This window comes from Azonexus sp. IMCC34839, from assembly GCF_047047955.1.
GTDB lineage: Bacteria > Pseudomonadota > Gammaproteobacteria > Burkholderiales > Rhodocyclaceae > Azonexus.
This window is the reverse complement of record NZ_CP150631.1, coordinates 1,329,212-1,350,811: the sequence shown is the minus strand read 5'-3', so window position 1 is coordinate 1,350,811 and position 21,600 is coordinate 1,329,212. Positions and strand designations below refer to the sequence as shown.

22 protein-coding genes are annotated in these 21,600 nt (G+C 60.1%); 19 read left to right on the top strand and 3 right to left on the bottom strand.

What is annotated here, in order from left to right; all coding sequences use genetic code 11:
- Window positions 1-2 precede the first annotated feature (2 nt).
- The 10 genes from WIF35_RS06710 (at window position 3) to WIF35_RS06665 (ending at window position 10,280) form a co-directional block, all read left to right on the top strand.
- Entirely contained in the window at window positions 3-350 is a 348-nt protein-coding gene (locus WIF35_RS06710; RefSeq protein WP_412480790.1) for an STAS/SEC14 domain-containing protein, read from the top strand.
- Window positions 347-1,186 carry a sulfurtransferase gene (locus WIF35_RS06705; RefSeq protein WP_412480789.1) on the top strand — a complete coding sequence of 280 codons (840 nt, stop codon included), beginning with the start codon at window positions 347-349 and terminating at the stop codon, window positions 1,184-1,186. Before WIF35_RS06710 ends, WIF35_RS06705 begins: the two co-directional genes overlap by 4 nt.
- 39 nt (window positions 1,187-1,225) lie before the next feature.
- A complete protein-coding gene (locus WIF35_RS06700; protein WP_412480788.1) occupies window positions 1,226-3,061 on the top strand; it encodes a sensor histidine kinase in 1,836 nt (611 codons plus the stop codon).
- Between the two features lie 3 nt (window positions 3,062-3,064).
- Window positions 3,065-4,396 carry a sigma-54-dependent transcriptional regulator gene (locus tag WIF35_RS06695; protein ID WP_412480787.1) on the top strand — a complete coding sequence of 444 codons (1,332 nt, stop codon included), beginning with the start codon at window positions 3,065-3,067 and terminating at the stop codon, window positions 4,394-4,396.
- Window positions 4,397-4,694: 298 nt separating this feature from the next.
- Window positions 4,695-5,072, top strand: a complete 378-nt coding sequence (locus WIF35_RS06690; RefSeq protein ID WP_412480786.1) for a hypothetical protein — start codon at window positions 4,695-4,697, stop codon at window positions 5,070-5,072.
- A 61-nt stretch (window positions 5,073-5,133) separates the two neighbouring features.
- Entirely contained in the window at window positions 5,134-5,451 is a 318-nt protein-coding gene (locus WIF35_RS06685) for a hypothetical protein (RefSeq protein ID WP_412480785.1), read from the top strand.
- Between the two features lie 2 nt (window positions 5,452-5,453).
- The gene (locus WIF35_RS06680; RefSeq protein WP_412480784.1) at window positions 5,454-6,314 is read left to right on the top strand and encodes a hypothetical protein; all 861 of its coding nucleotides are present in this window, start codon (window positions 5,454-5,456) and stop codon (window positions 6,312-6,314) included.
- A 12-nt stretch (window positions 6,315-6,326) separates the two neighbouring features.
- Window positions 6,327-8,900, top strand: a complete 2,574-nt coding sequence (locus WIF35_RS06675; protein WP_412480783.1) for a molybdopterin-dependent oxidoreductase — start codon at window positions 6,327-6,329, stop codon at window positions 8,898-8,900.
- Window positions 8,900-9,571: a 4Fe-4S dicluster domain-containing protein gene (locus WIF35_RS06670; RefSeq protein WP_412480782.1), complete on the top strand. Its 672-nt coding sequence runs from the start codon at window positions 8,900-8,902 to the stop codon at window positions 9,569-9,571. Before WIF35_RS06675 ends, WIF35_RS06670 begins: the two co-directional genes overlap by 1 nt.
- On the top strand, window positions 9,561-10,280 hold the full coding sequence (locus tag WIF35_RS06665) for a molecular chaperone (RefSeq protein ID WP_412480781.1): 720 nt from the start codon (window positions 9,561-9,563) through the stop codon (window positions 10,278-10,280). Before WIF35_RS06670 ends, WIF35_RS06665 begins: the two co-directional genes overlap by 11 nt.
- Here WIF35_RS06665 and queG read toward each other — a convergent pair.
- The gene (gene queG, locus WIF35_RS06660) at window positions 10,249-11,334 is read right to left on the bottom strand and encodes a tRNA epoxyqueuosine(34) reductase QueG (protein WP_412480780.1); all 1,086 of its coding nucleotides are present in this window, start codon (window positions 11,332-11,334) and stop codon (window positions 10,249-10,251) included. The genes WIF35_RS06665 and queG overlap by 32 nt on opposite strands.
- Between queG and tsaE the strand changes: the two genes are divergently transcribed.
- Both tsaE and WIF35_RS06650 read left to right on the top strand, forming a co-directional pair.
- On the top strand, window positions 11,329-11,844 hold the full coding sequence (gene tsaE, locus WIF35_RS06655; RefSeq protein ID WP_412480779.1) for a tRNA (adenosine(37)-N6)-threonylcarbamoyltransferase complex ATPase subunit type 1 TsaE: 516 nt from the start codon (window positions 11,329-11,331) through the stop codon (window positions 11,842-11,844). The two genes, queG and tsaE, sit on opposite strands and share 6 nt — an antisense overlap.
- Window positions 11,778-13,115 (top strand): N-acetylmuramoyl-L-alanine amidase, encoded by a 1,338-nt coding sequence (locus WIF35_RS06650; RefSeq protein WP_412480778.1) that lies wholly within the window; start codon window positions 11,778-11,780, stop codon window positions 13,113-13,115. Before tsaE ends, WIF35_RS06650 begins: the two co-directional genes overlap by 67 nt.
- Here WIF35_RS06650 and WIF35_RS06645 read toward each other — a convergent pair.
- The gene (locus WIF35_RS06645; RefSeq protein WP_412480777.1) at window positions 13,112-14,155 is read right to left on the bottom strand and encodes a GGDEF domain-containing protein; all 1,044 of its coding nucleotides are present in this window, start codon (window positions 14,153-14,155) and stop codon (window positions 13,112-13,114) included. The two genes, WIF35_RS06650 and WIF35_RS06645, sit on opposite strands and share 4 nt — an antisense overlap.
- 152 nt (window positions 14,156-14,307) lie before the next feature.
- Between WIF35_RS06645 and WIF35_RS06640 the strand changes: the two genes are divergently transcribed.
- From WIF35_RS06640 to ispH, 5 genes are read left to right on the top strand one after another with little or no spacing between them, the layout of a single operon-like run.
- A complete protein-coding gene (locus tag WIF35_RS06640) occupies window positions 14,308-15,228 on the top strand; it encodes a bifunctional riboflavin kinase/FAD synthetase (RefSeq protein WP_412480776.1) in 921 nt (306 codons plus the stop codon).
- A 9-nt stretch (window positions 15,229-15,237) separates the two neighbouring features.
- A complete protein-coding gene (gene ileS, locus WIF35_RS06635; protein ID WP_412480775.1) occupies window positions 15,238-18,054 on the top strand; it encodes an isoleucine--tRNA ligase in 2,817 nt (938 codons plus the stop codon).
- Window positions 18,023-18,529 (top strand): signal peptidase II, encoded by a 507-nt coding sequence (gene lspA, locus WIF35_RS06630; RefSeq protein ID WP_412480774.1) that lies wholly within the window; start codon window positions 18,023-18,025, stop codon window positions 18,527-18,529. The genes ileS and lspA overlap by 32 nt, the downstream gene beginning before the upstream one ends.
- On the top strand, window positions 18,526-18,957 hold the full coding sequence (locus WIF35_RS06625; RefSeq protein WP_412480773.1) for an FKBP-type peptidyl-prolyl cis-trans isomerase: 432 nt from the start codon (window positions 18,526-18,528) through the stop codon (window positions 18,955-18,957). Before lspA ends, WIF35_RS06625 begins: the two co-directional genes overlap by 4 nt.
- The gene (gene ispH / locus WIF35_RS06620; RefSeq protein WP_412480772.1) at window positions 18,957-19,877 is read left to right on the top strand and encodes a 4-hydroxy-3-methylbut-2-enyl diphosphate reductase; all 921 of its coding nucleotides are present in this window, start codon (window positions 18,957-18,959) and stop codon (window positions 19,875-19,877) included. The genes WIF35_RS06625 and ispH overlap by 1 nt, the downstream gene beginning before the upstream one ends.
- 7 nt (window positions 19,878-19,884) lie before the next feature.
- Here the strand turns inward: ispH and WIF35_RS06615 are convergent, their stop codons facing one another.
- Window positions 19,885-20,265, bottom strand: coding sequence for a hypothetical protein (locus WIF35_RS06615; protein WP_412480771.1), 381 nt, complete (start codon window positions 20,263-20,265; stop codon window positions 19,885-19,887).
- A 406-nt stretch (window positions 20,266-20,671) separates the two neighbouring features.
- Here WIF35_RS06615 and WIF35_RS06610 point away from each other — a divergent pair, with 406 nt between their 5' ends.
- Together WIF35_RS06610 and WIF35_RS06605 are read left to right on the top strand one after the other, a co-directional pair.
- On the top strand, window positions 20,672-21,094 hold the full coding sequence (locus tag WIF35_RS06610; protein ID WP_412480770.1) for a type IV pilin protein: 423 nt from the start codon (window positions 20,672-20,674) through the stop codon (window positions 21,092-21,094).
- A gap of 23 nt (window positions 21,095-21,117) precedes the next feature.
- Window positions 21,118-21,588: a Tfp pilus assembly protein FimT/FimU gene (locus WIF35_RS06605; protein WP_412480769.1), complete on the top strand. Its 471-nt coding sequence runs from the start codon at window positions 21,118-21,120 to the stop codon at window positions 21,586-21,588.
- Window positions 21,589-21,600 lie beyond the last annotated feature (12 nt).

Genomic DNA, 21,600 nt, shown 5'->3' with positions numbered 1-21,600 from the left:
TCATGATCGTCATCGACCACAAGCCGAACCTCGTCACCGTATCCGTCTTCGGCGAGTTTACGCTGGCCGATTACAAGGAATTCGAGGAAGTCGTCAATTTCAAGGTCCAGTTCGAAGGCCCGGTTGACCTATTTTTCGACCTGACACAAATGGCTGGCCTGACGCTGGACGTGGCCTGGGAAGAGGTCAAGTTCTCGCGGGCCCATGCCAACGACTTCAAGCGCGTCGCCGTCGTCACCGACAGCCAGTGGGTGACCTGGAGCGCCTGGCTGTCGCAGACTTTCGTCAATGCCGATGTGGAGGTCTTCGACAACGCCGAGGAGGCCAAGGGCTGGCTGGAGGCGACGTGAGCTACGGCACGCTGGTCGACGTCGAGACGCTGAAAGCGCATCTCGACGATCCGAACTGGCTGGTCGTCGATGTGCGCCATCAGTTGTCCGATACCGGCTACGGCGAGCGCGTTTATGGCCAGTCGCATATTCCTGGGGCGGTCTTCCTGCATTGCGACCGTGACTTGTCGGGGCCGATGACCGGCCGCAACGGCCGTCATCCCCTGCCCGATCCGCAGAAGCTGGCAGTTCGCCTGGGCGAGATCGGCATCGGGCCGCAGACGCAGGTGGTGGTCTACGACGACGCCCAGGGCATGATCGCCGGCCGCCTTTGGTGGTTGCTGCGCTGGCTCGGACACGATGCCGTGGCCTTGCTTGATGGCGGCCTGCAAGCCTGGCAGGCGGCAAGTGGGGCGGTGACAGACGTGCAGCCAACGTTGAAAGCACGCGAATTCACTCCTGCCTTGCGCGATGCCTGGGTAACGGCTGACTATGTGATGGAGCGGCTGGAGACGCCGCACATGCATCTGATCGATGCGCGCGGCCCGGATCGCTTTCGCGGCGAGAACGAAACCATCGACCCGGTCGGTGGCCACATCCCGGGAGCGGTCAATCGGTTCTTCAAGGACAACCTGCTGGCCGATGGTCGTTTCAAACCGGCCGCCGAGTTGCGTGCCGAGTGGCTGGCCGTGCTGGCGGGTGCCGAGCCGGATCAGGTCATCCATCAATGCGGTTCCGGTGTTTCCGCTTGCCTGAACCTGGTGGCTATGGAGCTGGCTGGTCTGCCGGGTTCCCGTCTCTATGCCGGGTCGTGGAGCGAATGGTGCGCCGATCCGGGGCGCCCGGTCGCCCGCTGAGTCACCGGGTCTGACGCCGGGGCGCTGAAAGGCAAAACCATGTCGCTCTCCCGCCGAATGTTGCGCCAGGTCCTGTTGGTGGCCGGCGGGGCTTCGCTGCTTTTTGCCGTCCTTTTTTTCGGGTTGTACCGCGATCAACTGGAGCGCGAGCGAGCGGCCACTTCGGCGCAGATCAACCGTTTGCTGCGCGTGGCCCTGGAAAATGCCATGCTCAAGCGCGACGTGCCGGGCTTGCGCGATATCGTCCAGCGCATGGGGCAGCAGCCAGGTGTGGTCGGCGTGATGATTCTGGAACCCGGTGGCGAGGTGCGTTTCGCTTCACCGGCCGAGCGCCTCGGGCAACGGTTGCCGCAACTGTTGGGCGGCGAGACGAACGGTGTACCGACGACCCGTTTCATCAGCGATGTCGGCGGTCGCGAGGTGCTGCGCTCGGTCAATCCCGTTCCCAATCAAACACCCTGTGTCGGTTGCCACGGGCCGCTCGAGCAGCACCCGGTCAACGGCGTCCTGGTCGTCGATTACGACGCCGGCAGCTTGCGCGAGCAGGCTTATCGCAGCGCGGGGCTGTTTGCAGCGGCGGGAATCGCCGTGTTGGCGCTGACCCTGGGCGCGGTCTGGTATGCGCTGAGACGGCGCGTCATCGATCCGCTGGCAACGCTGGATCGTGCCGCCATCGCGCTCGCCGGGGGCGAACTGGAGACCCGCGTTCCGGCTGCCGGGGACGACGAAACGGGGCGGCTGGCGGAAAACTTCAACCGGATGGCCGAACGACTGGCCGGGCAGATTCGCCACTCCGAGCGGCAACAGCGTTTCCTGCAGGAATTGCTCGACGGCATGCCGGATGGCGTGCGGGTCATCCGCCGTTCCGACTATCGGGTGCTTGCGGTCAATGCGGCCTATTGCCGGCAGCAGGGCACGACGGCTGAGCAAGCGGTCGGGCAGCCCTGCTATCGCTCCAGCCACGGGCGGGATGCGCCTTGCGTCGCCACCATGGTCGTCTGTCCGGTGGCCGAACTGAGAGAGGCCGGGCAGTCGGTCAAATGCCGGCATCGCCATCGCTCGCTCGACGAGCGGGATGTGCCGGTCGAAGTGCATGCCGTGCTACTGAACAGCGGCGACGGCACTGCCGCGGAGCAGGTGATCGTCGAGTCGATCATCGATTTGTCGCAGGTGGTTCGCCACTCGCAGGAGCAGCGTCTGTCCGAACTGGGCCTGCTCGCAGCCGGTATTGCCCACGAAATCCACAATCCGCTCGGTTCCATGCGCCTGGCGGTTGACGGGTTGTTGCGTGCGCTGCGTAACGGCAGCGCCGATCAGGACCGCCTGGCCGGCTATCTGGAAATGATGAGCGGCGAAATCGACCGCTGCACCGGCGTCACCCAGCGCTTGCTGATGCTGTCGCGCCTGCCGCAGCAGCAGGCGCAGGCGGTGGCCTTGAACCCGGCGGTGTCCGATACGGTGACACTGCTTGATTTCGATGCCCGCAGCCATGGCATCGTGCAGACGCTGGCGCTCGATCCCGGTGAGCCGCGCGTGCTGGCCGACGACAGCGACCTACGTATGCTGGTGCTCAATCTGGTTCAGAATGCCCATCATGCGATGCCGAATGGCGGTCAGTTGCTGGTACGCACGGCCTTGGCAGGCGAACTGGCGGTGATCGAGGTGATCGACCAGGGCTGCGGCATTCCGGAAGAAGCGCAGGCGAGGATTTTCGATCCGTTCTACAGCCATCGGGCCGATGGCGAACGCGGCACCGGCCTCGGCTTGACCATCTGCAAGAGCATCGTTGAGCGTTACGGCGGAACGATCTCCGTGTCGAGCGTTGCCGGGGCGGGAACCACTTTCCGTGTCCAGTTGGCGCGGGTGAGCGAATAAGTCATGAAGAAACTGATACTCGTCGTCGATGACGACCAGGTGTTCAACCGGCTGCTCGTCGAGCAGATCGGCGACATGGGCTTCGAAGTGCTGGGGGCGCACAGTTGGGCCGAGGCTTCGGTCATTCTGGCCGAGCGCGAACCGGACCTGGTCTTTCTCGACCTGCGCCTGCCCGATGCCGATACTCCCCAGTTGGTCGAAACGCTGGCCGGGCAGTTTCCGGTCATCGTGCTCACCGGCTACGGTTCGATCCGCAATGCGGTCAGCCTGATCCAGGCCGGTGCCGCCGAATATCTGACCAAGCCGGTCAGCCTCGACGAGCTGGAAATCACCATCCGGCGCGAACTGGAAAACGCCGAGTTGCGCCAGCGCAATGCCTTCTACCAGCGCCAGATGGCTTCGCGCCGGCCGGGGCCGCTGATCGGCGAATCGAAGGCGATGGACGAGCTCAGGAGCCTGATCGATGCCGTGGCGCCGACCGACGCCACGGTGCTGATCCAGGGCGAATCCGGGACCGGCAAGGAGATGGTGGCCCAGGCCATCCACCAGGGCAGCCTGCGCCACGAGCGTGAAATGCTGACCATCGACGGCGGCACCCTGCAGGAAACCCTGTTCGAATCGGAACTCTTCGGCCACGAGCGCGGTGCTTTCACCGGCGCCGATCGGCAGAAGAAAGGCCTGATTGAGGAAGCGGCGGGCAGCACGCTTTTCCTCGATGAGATCGGCGAAACGACACCAGCCAACCAGGCCAAGCTGCTGCGCGTGCTTGAAACCGGCACCTTCCGGCGCGTCGGTGGGGCCAAGACGCTGAAGTCGGACGTGCGCTTCGTCGTGGCGACCAATCGCGATCTGGCGGAAGTCAGCCAGAACGGCGGTTTCCGTAGCGACCTGTATTTCCGGCTGGCCAGCTTCGTCATCAAGGTGCCGCCGCTGCGCGAGCGGCGCGAGGATATTCCCCTACTGGCGGAGCATTTTCTCCAGCGCTTCTCGCGCGGTATCGAGCGCAAGCTGGTGCCGGAGGCGCGCAAGCTGCTGCTGGCCTACGATTGGCCGGGCAATGTGCGCGAACTGCGCAACCTGATCGAACGTGCCGCCATCCTGGCCGGGCGGGAAGAGCGCATTCGCCCTGAGCACTTCGGCGCCCTCGCTTCGCGCCGGGAGGATGCTGTGGTTTTTGCCTTCGATCACGAGCCGCGTCTCGAAGATGTGGAGCGCGAATGCCTGCGCCAGAGCCTGGCGCGGCATGACGGCAACCGGGCCAAGGTGGCGGCGGTGCTCGGTATCAGCGAACGCAATATCTATCGCCTGATCAAGCAATACGAACTGGGCGACTGATTTCTGCCAATCCGGCAGGGCGTTGGTGCGCTGGCGTGGAAGGTCCTGTCAATTTGGCAGGGTGCCAACTTAAACCGAATCAAGCACTTAGCATTTTGCCACCGATTCTGGCTGCCATTTTGGCAGGCTGGTCATGTGGAAGGATTTTCTCGTGTTTTTATTTTTCATATAAATCAATTGGTTATGCGTTCAGCGCAGGGTGGCACGCGAAGTGCTCATAGAGAGCGTCTCGGCGGGTGCCGAGGCCGTTTCTGCCCCAATGGTGGAGGCGCAGACTAGAAAACTCGAGAGGATATATATGAAGAAGCTGTCGACTATTGCTGCTGTTGTTTTCGTTTCCCTGGCTGCTGCCACCTCCGCCATTGCCGAACAGAAGGGGATGTCCGGCATGTCGGGTATGGAAGGCCAGAAGGGCATGTCCGGTATGTCGGGCATGGGTGGTATGTCCGGTATGGAAGGCATGTCCGGCATGGAAGGCAAGAAGGCCAAGAAGACCCAGAAGCAGGAAGGTATGTCCGGTATGTCGGGCATGTCCGGCATGGAAGGTCAGAAGGGCATGAGCGGCATGTCGGGTATGGAAGGCCAGAAGGGCATGTCCGGTATGTCCGGCATGGAAGGCCAAAAGGGTATGTCGGGCATGGGTGGCATGTCCGGTATGGAAGGCAAGAAGAAGTAATCCACTTGCCCGCGAAATGGGGCAAGATTTCGTCTTGCCCCATTTTTTTGGAAGGCGTGCCATGAAAAACAAGAAAATGAATCGCGTGCAGGGCTCTCTGGTTTTTGCCCTTTTTGCCACGTGCACCGCAGCATGGGGTAACGAGGGCTTCGTGGCCGGCTTGCGCCCCTTCGAACGTCCGGCGGGGGCGCCCGTCATCGTCAGTTTCGAACAGAGCGAGGCGTGGAAGGCCAAGGCCTTGCGCGGTGTCGGCGAGCCGCCAAGCGGTGTCGGTTTCCTGAAGGATCAGGGCGCCTGGTACACCCCGTTCAACCGGGCGAACATGCCCGGTCGCTACGATATCCGTGGCCTGCATAAAACCGAAAACAAGAGAGATTGAGCATGGAAAGCCCGAAAACCGGCATCGTCATCCTGGCGCTCGTGGCCGGCGTCTCGCTCGCCGGCGCATTGCTCGGCTGGAGCGTGCGGCAACAGGTCGCCAATCCGGCGCATTCCGCGGCCCTGCCGGCCGGCGGAGCGGCCAACGATCATCTACGTGCCACCTACGACCCCATCCATTTCAAGCCGGCCATCGAGTCGGCGACCGACGCCCAATGTCTGGCCTGCCACCGCGAGGTGCTGGAAGACAAGGTGCGCGAAACTTCGCCGGCCGGCGTCAAGGCAGCGACCAGCAAGGCCTGGTATCAGCGCATGAGCACCTATCAGGGCGAGCAGGACACTTTCCATCGCCGTCATCTGAGCACGCCGCTGGCCAAGGAACTGATGAACCTGAACTGCACGACCTGCCACCAGGGCAACGATCCGCGCGAAGAAGCGCCGGGCTCGTCGGCGACCTCGGTCCCACAGTCGACAAAGGATTTCACCTTGCGCAAGCAGGTCAATGTCGAGACCACCTGTCTCAAATGTCATGGCCAGATGAATATCCAGGTCATGGGACTGCCGTCGCCCTGGCATGAGAGCAAGGAGATGTTCGGCAACTCCTGCCTGACCTGCCATGCGGCGATTCGCACCAACCGCCATCAGGTGACCTATCTGAAGGCCGAGGCCATCGAAGCGGCCGGCCAGAAGAACGCCGATGTCTGCTACGGCTGCCATGGCGGTCGTTCCTGGTACCGCATCAGCTATCCCTACCCGCGCCACGCCTGGGAAGGCATGAGTCCGGACGTGCCGGACTGGGCCAAGGGCCGCCCGACTGTATCCGAGGCGCGCTTCCAGCTGCCGCCGTCAGCCAACAAGAAATAACAAGGACCGACCATGGACAAGAAACGTAACTGGCTCGATCTGCTCAACCCGAATCGGCGCAACTTCCTGAAGACCGTCGGCGCCGGTGCAGCGGTCGCCACCACCTCCGGGCTGGTCGAACTGGGCACGGGCGAACAGCAGGCCCAGGCCTTCGCCTACGAGCCGTATCCGAAGGACGACCAACTGACGACCGTCGTCACCTCCTGCGACCACAACTGCGGATCGCGCCACATGCTGGTCGCGCACAAGAAGGGCGATGTCATCGTCCGTCTGTCGACCGACGACGGGCGCTACCAGGAAGGCGGCAAGTTCGGCCTCGATACCGAGCAGATGCCGCAATTGCGCGCCTGCCTGCGCGGCCGCTCCTACCGTTCGCGCCTGTATTCGCCTGAGCGCCTGCTCTACCCGATGATGCGGGTGGGCGAGCGCGGCGAGGGCAAGTTCAAGCGCGTGTCCTGGGACGAAGCGCTCGATTACGTCGCCAAGAAGATGGTCGAACTGAAACAGAAGTACGGCCCGACGGCGATTCTCGACCAGGCCTATGCCGGGACTTCCTACGGCGTGCTGCACAAATCCGACCAGATCGAAGGCTTGCTCGCCCGCTTCCTCGGCATGTTCGGCTGCCGTACCAATTCGTGGTCGGTGCCGAGCTACCAGGGCACGACCTTCAGCTCGCGCATGACCTTCGGCACCATCCAGGATGGCAACGAGGACGACACCTTCGCCCATTCCAAGCTGATCATCATGTGGGGCTGGAACCCGGCCTATACCTTCCACGGCGGCAACACCTTCTACTACATGCGGCTGGCCAAGCAGCGCGGCTGCAAGTTCGTCGTGATCGATCCCCAATACACCGACTCGGCGGCCAGCTACGACGCCTGGTGGATTCCGATCAAGCCGAACACCGATGCCGCGATGATGGCCGGCATGGCGCACCACATCTTCGTCAATAACTGGCAGGACCAGAAGTTCATCGACAAATTCGTCCAGGGCATGGATGCCGGCACGATGCCCAGCCAGTTCAAGGACAAGGAAAACTTCAAGGACTACATCCTCGGCAAGTACGACAACACGCCGAAGACGCCCGAATGGGCCGAGAAGATCTGCGGTGTACCGGCCGCCGACATCAAAAAGCTCGCCGAGATGTATGCCAAGACCAAGCCCGCCGCGCTCAAGGCGAGCTGGGCTCCAGGACGCGCCAGCTATGGCGAACAGTACAACCGCATGGCCGCAGCGTTGCAGGCAATGACCGGCAACATTGGCGTGCTAGGCGGTTGTGCCGAAGGTGTGGGCAAGGGCTGGCATGCCGAATCGGTGGCCTATCCCTACGACCAGTACGCCAACGTCTGGTATGCCTCGATCAAGTCGGACCGCTGGGCACACTGCGTGCTCAACTACCCTAACGTCAAGCGCGAAGAGGTCGGCTGCTGGCCGCGCCAGGACGAGCTGGACGGCAAGATTCCGAACATCAAGGCCATCTTCTGGCACGGCTCGGACTGGTTCAACCAGCTGACCAACATCAACAAGGAAATCGCCGCGATCAAGAAGCTGGAACTGGTCGTCTGCATGGACTCGACCATCACGCCATCCGGCCTGTGGGCCGACGTGCTTTTCCCGATCGCCACCCACTTCGAGCGGCACGACGTCGCCTTGCCCTGGTACAAGGGGCATTACTACATCCACCGGCCCAAGGTCATCGAGCCCCTGGGTGAAGCGAAGACCGACTTCCAGGTGTTTACCGAACTGGCCTACCGGCTGGAGAAGCTGGATCCGAGCGTCAAGGATTTCGGTCGCCGTTACAACCCGAAGTCGCAGCGCGACTACTTCCATAACAACGACGCGACCGACGAGGCCTATCTGGTCGATTGGTGGAAGAACAAGGTGCAGGCGCATCAGGGCGTCACCATGAGCTGGGAAGACTTCAAGAAGCACGGGGTCTACAAGTTCAAGCTGGACCGGCCGCACATCGCCTTCCAGGACCAGATCGAGAAGGGCATCCCGTTCGAGACCCAGTCGGGCAAGATCGAAATCCTGTCCGGTTATCTGGCCAGCGTGAAGGACTGGACCAAGACCCAGTACGGCTACGAGATTCCCTACATTCCGAAGTGGGTCGAGCCCTTCGAGTCGCTGAATCATCCGAAGGCGCAGAAATTCCCCTTCCACATGATCACGCCGCATCCGCGCTGGCGCACCCACTCGATCTTCCACAACATCCCGTGGCTGCGCGAGACCTACCAGCAGGAAATCACCATCAGCGCCCGCGACGCCAAGGCGCGCGGCATCGTCACCGGCGACATCGTCGAGGTGTGGAACGAGCGCGGCAAGGTGGTGGTGCCGGTCTATGTCACCGAGCGCTGTATGCCGGGCGTCGTCGTGCTGTATGAAGGGGCATGGATGGATCTGGCCAAGGACGGCACCGACCGCGCCGGCAATCCGGACTTCCTGACCCTCGATCAGCCCAGCCCGGCCGGCGCATTCGCCTACAACACCATACTGGTCGATTTCAGGAAAACCAGCCTCGACCACCATCCCGGCTGGGATACGCAGGCAACGTCACGCTCCATGGTCTTCCGGAGGGACAAGTAATGGTCAAGAAAATCGACAAGGCCGAACTGAAAACCGCCATCAAGCGCAAGGTGGCACAGACCTACGAGCCGGTCAAGCCGGCGGTGCAGCTTGGCTTCATCCATAACAATGTGGACTGCATCGGCTGCCGCGCCTGCGAAATCGCCTGCAAGGACAAGAACGGCCTGCCGCCGGGGCCGCGTTTCCGCCGTGTCATGTACGTCGAGGGCGGTGCTTTCCCGGACGTGCATGCCTACAAGGTCAATATGGCGTGCAACCACTGCGCCGAACCGGCCTGCTTGCCGACCTGCCCGACCGGCGCGATCTGGAAGCGGGCCGACAACGGCGTGGTCGATATCGACTCGACGCTGTGCATCGGCTGCCGCAAGTGCGAGGCGGCTTGCCCCTACGGTGCGCCGCAATGGGACCCGCAGGAACTGGTGATCAAGAAGTGCAACATGTGCATCGACGAACTGGAGGCTGGTCGCAAGCCCTATTGCGTGATGGCCTGCATGATGCGCGTGCTCGACATCGGGCCGGTCGAGGATATCTGGAGCGGCAAGCTGAAGACGACGGCCATCGGGCCGCACGATCAGGTGGTCAAGCAGGTGAAGAACATGGCCAATCCGGCACTGACCAAGCCGTCCATCGGCTTCGTGCCGCACAGCAAGGGCAAGATCGATGCAGAGTGAACTGTTTATCGCACTGGCTGACGATCTCGACCAGCTGATCCGTTTGCATGACCGTGAAGTCGACGAGGCGAGCTGGCATGCCTTGCAGGAAGCCGCTTTCCCGATCGGGCTGGCCTTGCCGCCGGTCGATGAACTTGGGGAGCTGGCCTACGCGAATATGGCCGCCGCACTCAACGCCGGCGTCACCCTCGATCTGTTGGCGGCCGATTACGCGGCCATCTACCTGACCAATGCCTACAGTGCTTCGCCCTATGAGTCGGTGTGGCTCTCGGACGATCACCTGGCCTGCGCACCGCCGATGTTCGAACTGCGCGAACTGTATGCCGAGTCCGGTTTACAGGTGGCCGACTGGCGCAGTCGTTTCGACGACCATGTGGTGCTGCAATTGCAGTATCTGCGCCACCTGATGACCAATGCTGCGGTGCACGCGCCGAAAATGGCAAATTTCATCGACGAGCATCTCGGTTACTGGTTCCCGGATTTCGCCTCCCGCGTCGTCATGCAGTGCGACACCGCGTTTTACGCCGCCCTGATGGAACTGACCCAGGTCTGGCTGACCAACTTCCGTCAGTTATTGGACGAGATGTTCGACTTGCCGGTGCCCAAGCGCAACGAAGTGGCTGCTCGCATCAATCGCAAACTGGCGCTGGAGAAGGCAGAGGTGGCACCGATCCGCTTCATGCCGGGAGTGCAGGGGCCGAGCTGGTAACGCCACCGCCCGCCATCAGGCGGGTGATCGCCCACTCGATGTGTTCGCGTACCAGTGGAGAAGGGTGCTCGCGGCGGGCGCACAAGGCTGCCAGTGTTTCCTGTGTGGCGGGCGCATTGCCCAGTGCCACCGCGATATTGCGCAGCCAGCGTTCGTGGCCGATGCGGCGAATCGGGTTGCCGGCCAGGCGCTCGTTGAATTCCGTTTCGCTCCAGGCGAAGAGTTCGATCAGCGTTGCCTCGTCCAGTCCATGGCGCGGCTGAAATTCCGGATCGCCGAGCCGCGCGAAGCGGTTCCACGGGCAGCACAGCTGGCAATCGTCGCAACCGTAGATCCGGTTGCCGATGAGCGGGCGGAATTCCTCGGGGATCGACCCATCCAGTTCAATGGTCAGGTAGGAAATGCAGCGCCGCGCGTCAACTTCGTAGGGGGCGACGATGGCGCCGGTCGGGCAGGCATCGAGGCAGGCGTGGCAGGTACCGCAGTGCTCGGCGATCGGCGTGTCAGGCGGGAGCGGCAGGTCGGTGTAGATGTCGCCGAGGAAACGCCATGAGCCGTGCTGCGACAATAGCAGGGTGTGCTTGCCGCGCCAGCCGATGCCGGCCTGGCGGGCGAATTCGACCTCCATCACCGGCGCTGAGTCGGAAAAGACGCGATAGCCGAAAGGGCCGATTTCGGCAGCGATGGTCTCAGCAAGTTTCTGCAGCCGGTTACGTACGACCTTGTGATAGTCGCGGCCCTGGGCGTAGCGGGAGATGGCGGCGACGGCGGTGTCGTCGGTGGATTTTTCGTGCGGTAGGTAGTCCACCGCAGCACTGATCACCGTCAACGTGCCTGGGTGCAGCGTTTGTGGTGAAGCACGCAAGTCGGCATGGCGCGCCATATAATCCATGCTGCCGTGCCGCCCGGCCGCCAGCCAGGCGCGCAGGCGTTCCGCCGCGATGCCCGGGTCGGCCCGTGCCACGCCGACGGCCGCGAAGCCGAGCGTTGTTCCGGCGGCCCGGATTTTTTCCTTGAGTGCCGCGTAATCCACCGTGGAGTCCTGATCTTGCATAGCCCAGATGTTACCGCCGTTTTCCAGTTGCCTGACGAAGCTGCAACACAGCGCCTGGGCGAAGCGCTGGCGCCGATCCTGCAGCCGGGGCTGGTGATTTACCTCGATGGCGACCTGGGGGCTGGCAAGACGACATTGGCGCGAGCGTTGATTCGTGCCCTGGGCCATACTGGGCCGGTCAAAAGCCCGACTTATTCACTGGTTGAAGTTTACGTATTTTCGAGCTTATACTTATATCACTTTGATTTTTATCGTTTCGAGTCACCTGAGGAGTTTCTCGATGCGGGCCTGGGCGAATATTTCAATGACACTGCGATCTGTCTGGTTGAATGGCCGGAACGCGCTGAAGGCTGCGTTCCGCCGGCAGACTTGCGGCTGCGCCTTCATCATGCAGGTGTCGGGCGTGTCGTCGAGGCCTTGGCAGATTCACCGAAAGGGGAAGCATGTCTAAGCGCGCTCATCCCATCCATGGGCGTCGCCAACTCCTCCGCTACGCCGGTGCCTCGCTGATCCTCTCCGTCTCGCCGCTGGCCGGTGCCGCGGCGAAGCTGCCGTCTATCTTGGCTGTGCGCATCTGGCCGGCTGCCGATTACACGCGCGTCACCCTCGAACACGACGCGCCGCTCAAATACACGCACTTCACGGTTGAGAACCCGGATCGTCTGGTTGTCGATATCGAAGGCGTCGAATTCAACAGCGTGCTTGATAGCCTGGCCCGCAAGGTCGGTGGGGATGACCCCTACATCAAGCTGCTGCGCGCCGGCCGCTTCAAACCTGGCGTTGTACGCTTGGTCATGGAATTGAAGACCAAGGTTGCACCGCAGGTATTCGAAGTCAAACCGGTGGGCGAGTACGGGCATCGCCTGGTGCTCGACGTTTACCCGGTCAATCCGCCCGATCCATTGATGGCTTTGCTTGAAGGTCGCAAAGATGCAGTCGAGCCGTTAAAGCCGGAAGCGGACTTGCAGGTTGCGGACAAGAAAGCGGATGAGCTTCAGGCCAAAAAGGTGCCGGAGGCACCTGAAGTGCATACAACCAAGAAGTCCGGCAAGCCCATCGTCGATCGCCTGGTAACCATTACCCTCGACCCTGGTCATGGTGGTGAAGATCCCGGTGCGGTCGGTAAATCCGGGACATTCGAAAAGAACGTCACGCTCGAGGTTGCACGTCGCCTGAAGGCGCGCATCGATGCCGAGCCGAACATGCGTGCCGTGCTGACGCGTGATTCGGACTTTTTTGTGCCGCTACACATGCGCGTGCAGAAGGCGAGGCGAGTGCAGGCTGACCTGTTCCTGTCCATCCATGCCGACGCCTGGATCAAGCCGGATGCGCGCGGTTCGTCCGTCTTCGTGCTTTCCGAGCGCGGTGCGTCAAGTGCCCAAGCTCGCTTGCTGGCGCAAAAAGAAAACGAGGCGGATCTGATTGGTGGCGTCAATGTCAGCGCCAAGGATCCCTTCCTGGCCCGTACGCTGCTCGACCTGTCGCAAACGGCAACGATCAACGACAGCCTAAAGCTTGGCAAATACCTGCTCGGCGAGTTGGGCAACATCAATACGTTGCACAAGGCCAGCGTGGAACAGGCCGGCTTTGCGGTACTGAAGGCGCCGGATATTCCGTCAGCCCTGATCGAGACGGCCTTCATTTCCAACCCGGAAGAGGAGCGCCGCCTGAACGACGACGCTTATCAGGAGAAGCTGGCTGAGGCCATCGTACGCGGTATTCGCCAGTACTTCATCAAGCATCCGCCTGGCCCGAAAGCCAAGCTGGCGTCACTCGGTTAAAACAGTTCCACTTCGCCACGCAGGGCTTCTTTGGCGGCAATGTCGCCGTTGGCGACCAATGTTTCGTGGCAGGCGACTTGGTTTCGCCCATGGCGTTTGGCGAAGTAGAGGGCTTCGTCTGCACGATCTATGGCGTCGGTCGGGGTATCGTTGGGGAGAAGGTGGCTGAAGCCGATGCTGAGCGTGACGTGTCCGACGCGACTGAATACCTGTTCTTCGACCGTGCGGCGGAAGCGATCCAGTACTCCGAGCGCGCTTGCTTGGTCGGCCGGTTGTAACAATGCCACGAATTCCTCACCGCCGAAGCGGAATAGCTGATCGTCGAAGCGGAATGCGTCACGCATCGTTTGCGCTAGCATGATCAGGACTTCGTCTCCGATCAGGTGGCCATGATCGTCGTTGATGCGCTTGAAATGATCGATATCGCAAACGGCAATCCAGTGGTTGCCACTGGTTGTGCCACGTCGTCTGTTGTGCTGTTTACCCTGCCCGTAGTGACTATCCTTCGAGGCTTGGCCTAGCAGCTCGAAAAGATGCTTCTCGAAGGTCTTGCGGTTGGCGAGGCCGGTTAGTGTATCGGTCTCACCGTAGTCGAGCAGTCCGATATGATTGCCGAAGTAGTCGATCAGCCCCATGAGCGCCGTGCGTTGATCGGCAGAAAAACTGTCGCTGAGAATCAGGTCGATCAGGTAGTGCGGGTTATCTTGAGTGTTGACCGGGAAGACGATGCGGTGCGAATGGTCGTCCAGGAAGTCCATGACGGCAGATCTTTCCCGGATGCATTTGCTGAGTAAAGCGTCTTGCTCAAGCGGGAAACAAAAGGCGCGATCGGGAAGATAGGCATTCCGATTGAAGCGACTCCCCGAGCTTTCGCTGGCACAACAGAACACTACGGTTTGCCTTTTGCTGCCGTAACAGCGGTAAATTTTTACCTGGCGGGGGGCGAACAGGTCGGATATTGCTTCGAGCATCGCTGCGTTGATTTCGCTTCGGTCGCGACGTACCGAAATATCGATAATGTGATGAATCAACGAGAGCATTACGATGCTTGGAACTGGGCTGATATTTTTGTTGTTTTATTATAACGAAAGAAATAGATTTGCCCCGTTCTTTTAGCTTGCCAGGCGGTGTTTAACTGCCCTGTTGCGGGATTAGGTCGTTATAATTCAATGTTTTTTTCGACCATCCCGACATGCGCGTATTTCGCGGCCATTCGCGTCCCGTTCCAGAACCTGTTGCCCTTGCCATTGGCAATTTCGACGGCGTTCACCTCGGACACGTCGCCTTGCTGCGTCGCCTGGGCCAAGCAGCGCAGCGCCTTGGCGCTGTGCCGACGGTGCTGACCTTCGAGCCGCATCCGCGTGAATTCTTTGCGCCGGCGTCGGCGCCAGCGCGTCTCAGTACCTTTCGGGAAAAGATCGAGTTGCTGGCGGAGCAGGGCGTGACGCAACTGATGGTCTGCCCGTTCAATGCTGCTTTCGCTGCCTTATCTGCTGATGCTTTCATCGAGCAGGTGTTGGTCGGTGCCTTGAAGGTCAGGCACGTCATCGTCGGCGACGATTTTCGTTTTGGCCGGGGACGGGCAGGTGATTTCACCCTGTTGCAGGCGGCCGGCGAGCGCCTCGGCTTTACGGTCGACAGCATGGGTAGCGTCATTGCCGAGGGTGAGCGGGTGTCAAGTTCCGGCGTGCGCAAAGCGCTGGCCGAAGGCGATATGGAGCATGCGGCACGCCTGCTTGGCCGGCCGTACATCATCGACGGCCAGGTCGTGCATGGTCAGAAGCTGGGGCGTCAGATCGGCTTCGCCACGGCCAACCTGCGCATCAAGCACAATCCGCTACCGATGACCGGCGTGTTCGCGGTCGAGGTCAGCGGGCTGGGCGACAAACCCTTGCCCGGCGTGGCCAACCTCGGCGTCCGGCCTACCGTAGGAGGCACGCGGCCCTTGCTCGAAGTGCATCTGTTCGACTTCGACCGCAACATCTACGGCGCCCATATTTCCGTCCGCTTCGTGCACAAGTTGCGCGACGAACAACGTTTTCCCAATTTCGATGCCCTCAAGGCGCAGATCGCGGCGGATGCCGCGGCGGCGCGGGCTTTTTTCAAGCGGTGAGCAATCAAAATGGCTGACTACAAAGAGACGCTGAACCTTCCCGATACGCCTTTCCCGATGCGCGGCGATTTGCCCAAGCGCGAGCCGCAGTGGGTGAGCCAGTGGCAACAGAAGAAGCTGTACCAGCGCATTCGCGAGATCAGCGCCGGTCGTCCGCGCTTCGTGCTGCATGATGGCCCGCCCTACGCCAACGGCGACATTCACATCGGCCATGCGGTCAACAAGATCCTGAAGGACATCATCGTCCGTTCGAAGACGTTGGCCGGTTTCGATGCGCCCTATGTGCCGGGCTGGGATTGCCATGGCATGCCGATCGAAATCCAGATCGAAAAGACGCATGGCAAGAATATCCCGCGCGAGGAAGTGCAGAAGCTGGCGCGTGCCTATGCGGGCGAGCAGATCGAGCGGCAAAAGAAGGATTTCATCCGTCTTGGTGTGCTCGGCGAGTGGGATAACCCCTACAAGACGATGAACTTCAAAACCGAGGCTGACGAAATTCGCGCCTTGGCGGCGATGATCAAGCGCGGTTTCGTCTATCGTGGCTTAAAGCCGGTGAACTGGTGTTTCGATTGCGGTTCGGCCTTGGCGGAAGCCGAGGTCGAATACCAGGACAAGAAGTCCCCAGCCATCGATGTCGCTTTTGCCGTGGCCGAGCGCGACAAACTGGCTGCCGCTTTCGGCCTCAGTGCCTTGCCGGCCGGCGAAGCGTATGCCGTGATCTGGACGACGACCCCCTGGACCATTCCCGGCAACCAGGCGCTCAATGCGCATCCGGAGATCACCTACAGCCTCGTACAAACCGAGAAGGGTTGCCTGATCCTGGCTGCCGATTTGCAGGAGGCCTGCCTCGCCCGCTATGGTCTGACGGGGGCCACCGTCGCCACCTGCAAGGGCGCGGCACTCGAGCGCATCGCTTTCCGTCATCCGCTCTATGACCGCCTGTCGCCGGTTTTCCTCGGCGATTACGTGACGCTGGATGCCGGTACCGGCATCGTCCACTCGGCGCCCGCCTACGGTCTGGAAGACTTCCAGTCGTGCAAGAACTACGGCATGCACAACGAGGACATCCTGACGCCGGTGCAGGGTGACGGCACATATGCGGCGGATCTTCCCTTCTTTGGCGGTATGAACGTCTGGAAGGCCAATCCTGCTGTGGTCGAGAAGCTGGCTGAAGTTGGCGCGCTGCTCAAGCATGCCAATATCGAGCACAGTTACATGCACTGTTGGCGACACAAAACGCCGTTGATCTACCGTGCCACCAGCCAGTGGTTTGTGCGCATGGATGCCCCGGATGTCGATAGCCAGGGTATCGCCGCCACCGAGCCTGCCGGCCATACGCTGCGCGAAGCGGCACTCAAGGGCGTCGAGGATACGACCTTTTATCCGGCCTGGGGCAAGAACCGCCTGCATGCGATGATCGCCAATCGTCCCGACTGGTGCATCTCGCGCCAGCGTAACTGGGGCGTGCCGTTGCCCTTCTTCACTCACAAGGCAACCGGCGAACTGCATCCGAATACCCTGGAGTTGATGGAAACCGTCGCCCAGCGTGTGGAGCAGGGCGGTATCGAAGCCTGGACGCAGCTGGATGCAGCGGAACTGCTTGGCGCCGAGGCCGCCGACTACGTCAAGACCACCGATATTCTCGACGTCTGGTTCGATTCCGGCACGACTCACATGAGTGTCATGCGCGGTTCGCATGGTGAGCAACTGGCTTGGCCGGCCGACCTTTATCTAGAAGGTTCGGACCAGCATCGCGGGTGGTTCCATTCCTCGCTTTTGACCGGTGCGGCCATCGATGGGCGCGCGCCCTACAAGGCGCTGCTGACGCACGGTTTCGTCGTCGACGGCAAGGGCCACAAGATGTCGAAGTCCAAGGGCAACGTCATTGCGCCGCAACAGGTTTCCGACAAGATGGGCGCCGACATCCTGCGCCTATGGGTCGCTTCCACCGACTACTCCGGTGAACTGACCATTTCGGACGAAATCCTCAAGCGCGTCGTCGAAGGCTATCGCCGCATCCGCAACACCTTGCGCTTCCTGCTCGCCAACGTGTCCGATTTCGATGCGCAAGCTGACATGCTGCCGGTCGGCGAATGGCTGGAAATTGACCGTTACGCAATGGCGCTGACTCGCGAGTTGCAAGCGGGCTGTCTGGCCGATTTCGACAAGTACGAATTCCATCGTGTGGTCCAGGCCCTGCAGACCTTCTGCTCGGAAGACCTCGGTGGCTTCTACCTCGATATCCTGAAGGACCGCCTGTACACCACCGCGCCGAAGTCGAAGGCACGTCGCTCGGCGCAATCGGCGCTGTGGCACATCACGCAGGCTTTCGTTCGCCTGCTCGCGCCGATCACTTCCTTTACGGCGGAAGAAGTGTGGGCCGTGCTGACCGGTAAGGAAGACGATTCGATCATGTTCCAACTGTGGCACGAACTGCCGCAGCAGGATGGTGAGGGCGAATTGCTGGCCAAATGGGCGATCATCCGCGAAGTGCGCAACGATGTGACCAAGGCGCTCGAGGCGCAACGCGAAGCCGGCAAGATTGGCGCTGCGCTGCAAGCAGCGGTCGAGATCCGTTGCGCAGGCGACAAGTTCGATGCGCTGACCTCTCTCGGCGACGATCTGAAATTCATCTTCATTTGCTCGTCCACTGCAGTCGTCAAGGATGATGCCGAGGCCGTAACCGCTACGCCGCTGGAGCACGCCAAGTGCGAGCGCTGCTGGCACGTGCGCGAGGATGTCGGCGCCAATGCCGAGCATCCGGGCCTGTGCGGCCGTTGCGTCAGCAACCTGCATGGCGAAGGCGAGGCGCGCACCTGTGCCTAAGGCGGCGCATTGGTATGGGCTGGCCGGGCTGATTATCCTGCTCGACCAGCTCAGCAAATGGCTGGTGCTGAGCAGCCTGTCCTTTGGCGAAACGATCTACTTCGCCCCGTTTTGGAACTGGGTGCTGACCTTCAACCCCGGCGCGGCCTTCAGCTTCCTGGCCGATCAGCCGGGTTGGCAGCGCTGGTTCTTCACCGTGCTGGCATTGGCCGTTTCCGGCTGGATTGCTGTTGAACTGAATAAGCATCCTGGTGAGAAGCTGGTTGCGCTGGCCATGAGTCTGGTCATGGGCGGTGCGCTGGGCAATGTCATCGATCGCGTTCGTTTCGGCGCGGTGGTCGATTTCATTCAATGGCATGCCGCCGGCTACTACTGGCCGGCCTTCAATATCGCAGACTCGGCCATCACGGTCGGCGCGGTTTTGCTCGTTTTGGGGCAGTACACCGCAGCAGTCAACAAAAAGGAAACCCCATGAGCGCAACCGTTCGTTCCGACAGCTATTTGACCCTGCATTACCGCATCACGACGCTCGATGGCGAGGAGTTCCTGTCGACCTTCGACATGAGCCCGGCTACCCTGCAAATGGGCAGCGGTCAGCTGTCGGAAAATCTCGAATCGGTCCTGATCGGCTTGCCGGCCAAGGAGCGCTTCGTCTTCGAACTGGAACCGGAACAGGCTTTCGGCGTGCACAACGACCGCCTGGTCGAGCGCATTGCCCGCGATGCACTGCCGGCAGGCATGGAACTCAAGGAAAATTCCGTCGTCGAATTCACCGCGCCCAACGGTGCGACCTTTGCTGGCTTCCTGCGCGAGCTGGATGCTGTATCGGGACTCTTCGACTTCAACCATCCGCTCGCCGGCAAAACCATCCGGTTCGAAGTGGAAATCATCGGAATCATGTAATGGAAATCCTCCTCGCCAACCCCCGCGGCTTCTGCGCCGGCGTCGAGCGCGCCATCGCCATCGTCGAACGCGCCCTGGAGAAATTCGGCGCTCCGATCTATGTGCGCCACGAGGTCGTGCACAACAAGTTCGTCTGCGATGACTTGCGTGCCAAGGGCGCGGTTTTTGTCGAGGAACTGGACGAAGTGCCCGCCGGCGCTACCGTTATTTTCAGCGCTCATGGCGTTTCCAAAGCTGTCCGCGCGGATGCCGAAGCCCGAGGACTAAAGGTTTTCGATGCGACCTGTCCGCTGGTGACCAAGGTCCACGTAGAAGTGGGCAAGATGCGCAAGGAAGGCCGCGAAGTCGTCATGATCGGCCACAAGGGCCATCCTGAGGTTGAAGGGACGATGGGGCAGAGTGATGGTGGGATGTATCTTGTTGAAACTCAGGAAGATGTCAGGGCACTAAACATCAGGAATCCGAATCTTTTGTCGTTTGTTACGCAAACGACCTTGTCGGTAGATGATGCATCAACTGCAATCGATGAGCTAAAAGGACGGTTTCCTCAGATACAGGGGCCAAAAAAAGACGACATATGTTATGCAACTCAAAATAGGCAAGATGCAGTCAAAGCCCTAGCGGAGAAAGCAGATATAGTCATTGTTGTGGGTAGCCCAAATAGTTCAAATTCGCGGCGTCTTCAAGAGGTTGCCCTCTCTGCGGGGAGGGCATCATATCTTGTTGCTAGTGCTGATGAGCTTCAAGATAGTTGGTTCGCTGGCAGGCGTACGATTGGCGTGACTGCTGGGGCTTCTGCTCCAGATAGATTGGTGGAAAGCGTTGTGCTACAGGTGAAGCGGCTAATGAATTGCGAAGTGCATGAACTGCACGGCGTGGAGGAGAAAGTCGCTTTCCCGCTTCCAAAAGAACTGACGTGACCGCTAGCTAATCAAGGGCAATTTCTACACGCATTACACTTCCCACCGGAGTGCCATGTAGCTCTCCGGGGCGAAATTTCAAGTTATTGATTTCGTTTGATATTTGTTCAGAAATTTCTGGGGGTAAGTTGCTGTGGTCTTGACGAAGATATTCCACTTTTCCTGTTTTTCCAATCCAGAGCGTGAGTACGAGTTTGCCTGAAAGTTTTTTGGGCAATCCATCTAGAATTTCAGGATTGAGTATGCCTAGAGGTTCTGGTTTTACGGTAAGCTGGTCAGATAAAAAAAATGAACTGGTATCCAGAGCGAGGGGAAATATCGTATCTGGCTTATCAATAGTAATCAGTTGTCTGGGATTGTCACTGTTTTCCAGGTCCTTCTCAGGCATGCCCTTGTCTGTGTGCGATGTTGGCTTATTAAGCTCTCCCCTCTTTTCCGCTCTGACTGTTGACGAAGCGGATAGCCGTACCGTAAGGCTCCTGCTTGGACTGTGCCCCGGGCCAGCCGAATGCGATACAAAGTACAGAACCGTCGCGTGAAGGCAGAGGGAAACTAGCGTGGCTGCATAAATTCGCAGCTTGGAACGAAGTATGGCTTGCACGATGCCAAGCTTAGTAATTTTTGTTCCTAGCTTCCAGCGGCTTCCAGACCGCTAAGGAAGTAAAAACGACCGTGTGTCGTAGCGGAAGCTATCTTGCATGCTTCGCTTGTCATTATATAAACGTACAGCTTTAATTTATTCGTAGTTGATTGCCTTCTTCGGCTCCTGTTTTGCCACATTTTTTGGGTGCGGTATGAAAAAGCATATTGGGTTCACATTGATTGAAGTCATGATTGTGATGGCCATATTGGGTTTGTTGTCGGCCATTGCCTACCCAAGTTATGTGGACTACGTGTTGCGTAGTGGAGTTGCAGAGGCAACCTCCGGGCTGGGAACTAAGCGAGTACAGATGGAACAGTGGTTTCAGGATAATAGAACGTACGTTGGTGCGCCGGCATGTAATGAAGATGTGACTCTCAGTACGGCCTTTCAGTTTTCCTGTGCAGCAGTCGCGCAGGGGACATACACCTTGCAAGCAGTCGGTGTTGGAAAAATGGCTGGGTTTACCTATACGATCAATGAGCAAAACACCCGTACCTCACAGGTGGCAGGGGTGAATGGTTGGGCAGGAAGCGACAATTGCTGGGTGGGGAGGAAAGGTGGGGTGTGCCAATGATGCCCTCTGAGCGTGGGTTTTCCATGATTGAGTTGATGGTCGGCTTGGTTATCCTTGCAATGCTAATGGCACTGGGTGCGCCTTCCTTCAATAACTGGATACTGAATTCTCAGATCAGGAATGCAGCGGAAGAGTTGCAGAATGGATTGTTGGTCGCCCGTTCGAATGGCCTTCGCTTGAACGGTATTGCTCCTCAGCCTGATGATAATCCTTCGAATAGCCCGGCTTACCAAATACCTCAGCAAACAATCGCGGGGGCCCGCAATGCGGTTTTGCAGGTGACGCCAGAGGGGGTTGGGGTGCTTAATTTTGATGGTTTGGGTAGGCCTAGAGAGGGCGCGTTGACCATCGATATCGGTAGTGCCGCCGGAAATGGCTGCTTTGCCGCAGGGGGCAATCTGCGTTGTTTGCGGGTGGTGGTCACGACCATGGGGCAGGTCAAGATGTGCGACCCGGTACGGGCATCGACCGACCCGCAAGGCTGCCCGAATTGAGCGAGGTGAATG

Excerpts from the sequence above, each read along its gene's own strand:
- WIF35_RS06710 (WP_412480790.1), top strand. The coding sequence starts at position 3 with ATGATCGTCATCGACCACAAGCCGAACCTCGTCACCGTATCCGTCTTC.
- WIF35_RS06700 (WP_412480788.1), top strand. The coding sequence starts at position 1,226 with ATGTCGCTCTCCCGCCGAATGTTGCGCCAGGTCCTGTTGGTGGCCGGC.
- WIF35_RS06695 (WP_412480787.1), top strand. The coding sequence starts at position 3,065 with ATGAAGAAACTGATACTCGTCGTCGATGACGACCAGGTGTTCAACCGG.
- WIF35_RS06690 (WP_412480786.1), top strand. The coding sequence starts at position 4,695 with ATGAAGAAGCTGTCGACTATTGCTGCTGTTGTTTTCGTTTCCCTGGCT.
- WIF35_RS06685 (WP_412480785.1), top strand. The coding sequence starts at position 5,134 with ATGAAAAACAAGAAAATGAATCGCGTGCAGGGCTCTCTGGTTTTTGCC.
- WIF35_RS06680 (WP_412480784.1), top strand. The coding sequence starts at position 5,454 with ATGGAAAGCCCGAAAACCGGCATCGTCATCCTGGCGCTCGTGGCCGGC.
- WIF35_RS06675 (WP_412480783.1), top strand. The coding sequence starts at position 6,327 with ATGGACAAGAAACGTAACTGGCTCGATCTGCTCAACCCGAATCGGCGC.
- WIF35_RS06670 (WP_412480782.1), top strand. The coding sequence starts at position 8,900 with ATGGTCAAGAAAATCGACAAGGCCGAACTGAAAACCGCCATCAAGCGC.
- WIF35_RS06665 (WP_412480781.1), top strand. The coding sequence starts at position 9,561 with ATGCAGAGTGAACTGTTTATCGCACTGGCTGACGATCTCGACCAGCTG.
- queG (WP_412480780.1), bottom strand. The coding sequence starts at position 11,334 with ATGCAAGATCAGGACTCCACGGTGGATTACGCGGCACTCAAGGAAAAA.
- WIF35_RS06650 (WP_412480778.1), top strand. The coding sequence starts at position 11,778 with ATGTCTAAGCGCGCTCATCCCATCCATGGGCGTCGCCAACTCCTCCGC.
- WIF35_RS06645 (WP_412480777.1), bottom strand. The coding sequence starts at position 14,155 with ATGCTCTCGTTGATTCATCACATTATCGATATTTCGGTACGTCGCGAC.
- WIF35_RS06640 (WP_412480776.1), top strand. The coding sequence starts at position 14,308 with ATGCGCGTATTTCGCGGCCATTCGCGTCCCGTTCCAGAACCTGTTGCC.
- ileS (WP_412480775.1), top strand. The coding sequence starts at position 15,238 with ATGGCTGACTACAAAGAGACGCTGAACCTTCCCGATACGCCTTTCCCG.
- lspA (WP_412480774.1), top strand. The coding sequence starts at position 18,023 with ATGGCGAAGGCGAGGCGCGCACCTGTGCCTAAGGCGGCGCATTGGTAT.
- WIF35_RS06625 (WP_412480773.1), top strand. The coding sequence starts at position 18,526 with ATGAGCGCAACCGTTCGTTCCGACAGCTATTTGACCCTGCATTACCGC.
- ispH (WP_412480772.1), top strand. The coding sequence starts at position 18,957 with ATGGAAATCCTCCTCGCCAACCCCCGCGGCTTCTGCGCCGGCGTCGAG.
- WIF35_RS06615 (WP_412480771.1), bottom strand. The coding sequence starts at position 20,265 with ATGCCTGAGAAGGACCTGGAAAACAGTGACAATCCCAGACAACTGATT.
- WIF35_RS06610 (WP_412480770.1), top strand. The coding sequence starts at position 20,672 with ATGAAAAAGCATATTGGGTTCACATTGATTGAAGTCATGATTGTGATG.
- WIF35_RS06605 (WP_412480769.1), top strand. The coding sequence starts at position 21,118 with ATGATTGAGTTGATGGTCGGCTTGGTTATCCTTGCAATGCTAATGGCA.